We start from the raw sequence: 1,420 nt of genomic DNA on the forward strand, positions 1-1,420 counted from the left end.
ACGCCGCGGTGGCGGACGGCCCGGCACGACCCCGCTTCTGGGCGACCGCGCCGGCGGCGTCGTCGGTCACGACCAGCAGACTTTCCGGTACGCGGGCAGCAACAGCCAGCTCAGCGTCACTGGCCCCAGCCAGCTCAGCCTGAATAGCCGCCAGCGAGTGACCCTCCGCCTGCCGCCGTTTGACCGCCACCAGCTGCAACAGGTGCCGCGGCCCGTACAGAGCAGTCCGCCCGCGCATCCCGGTGGGCCGGTCCACCAGCCCGGTGGTCGTGTACCACCGGATCGCCCGGCGGTCGGGCACGTCGCGCACCCGGCCGTTGGGCGCGCCGGGGTATTCGGCCGCCAAGGCTTGGCGTACCCGCTCGACCAGCTCGTCCATCGTCCACACGCCCACCACCATGACACTGTTAACGTGACACTGTCAACGTCGCGGCCGATGCATTTCTCTTGATCCCGCCGGGGGCCTGCCGATGCAGGACGTATGCCCGACGAAGCGATGGATCCGGCCGCCCGCGACGAGGTCTTCGCCGCCCTGCTCAAGCAGCACCCCGACGCCTTCGTCGGCGCTGTCTCGCCGATGGGCCTGGCCGTGCCGCTGCCCGAGGGTCTGGACATCGGTGGCCTGCGGCCGATCATCGGCGCGCAGTCGGCCCTCGCCCTGGTGGTCACCGAGGACCAGAAGATCACCGTCGACGCCTGGCAGCGCGCGCTCGGCCAGGGACTCGCGAACTGCCTGATCCACCCGGTCGCCGCGCCTACCGAACTGGTCCGGCTGCACCTGGTCGACATGACCCACCGGTACGGGGTCTTCCTCATGTTCCTCACCGGCCTGTCCGGCCACCCGCACGGCCAGTCGCTGGAGCACGAGCCGATCCGGCCCCGCCTGGTCACCGTGCACAAGGACCAGGTCGCCGTGATCACCTCCGCCGACCCGGAGATCGCCCTCGTGCTGGGCTGGACGGCCGCCGAGCTGACCGGCACCCGCACGCTGGACCTGGTGCACCCGGACGACCAGCAGCGCGCCATCGCGAGCTGGATGGACATGCTGGCCAGCCCGCAAGGTGAGGCGCGCCGGGTCCGGCTGCGGCACCTGCACCGCGACGGGCACCCGATCTGGTTCGAGATCACCAACTACAACCTGCTGGCCGACCCCGGGAACCCGCGGGTGGTCGCGGAGATGCTCGACATCTCCGACGAGATGGCCGCGCAGGAGGCGCTGCGGGCGGGCGAGAAGCTCATGCGCCGGCTCACCGAGACCATCCCGATGGGCATCGTGCAGATCGACGCCGCCCGGCGCATCGTCTACCAGAACGAGCGCGCCGCCCGGGCCATCGGCGCGGGCCTCGGTGACGTGCTCGGCGACGACTACCTGCGCCCCATCGTGCCCGGGGACCGGCCGGACATCGACGCCGCGATCGCC

General features: G+C 71.6%; 2 protein-coding genes. One reads left to right on the plus strand and one right to left on the minus strand.

Annotation, left to right across the window (positions count from 1 at the left end):
• Nucleotides 1-394 (minus strand): MerR family transcriptional regulator (locus AB0C29_RS48370; protein WP_360835109.1); only part of this gene is annotated, 394 nt, incomplete at its 3' end.
• An 87-nt stretch (nt 395-481) separates the two neighbouring features.
• On the opposite strand from AB0C29_RS48370, the gene AB0C29_RS48375 reads away from it, so the two are divergent.
• Nucleotides 482-1,420 (plus strand): PAS domain-containing protein (locus AB0C29_RS48375; protein WP_360835111.1); only part of this gene is annotated, 939 nt, incomplete at its 3' end.

It is taken from the genome of Actinoplanes sp. NPDC048791 (assembly GCF_040650095.1).
Classification (GTDB): Bacteria; Actinomycetota; Actinomycetes; order Mycobacteriales; family Micromonosporaceae; genus Actinoplanes.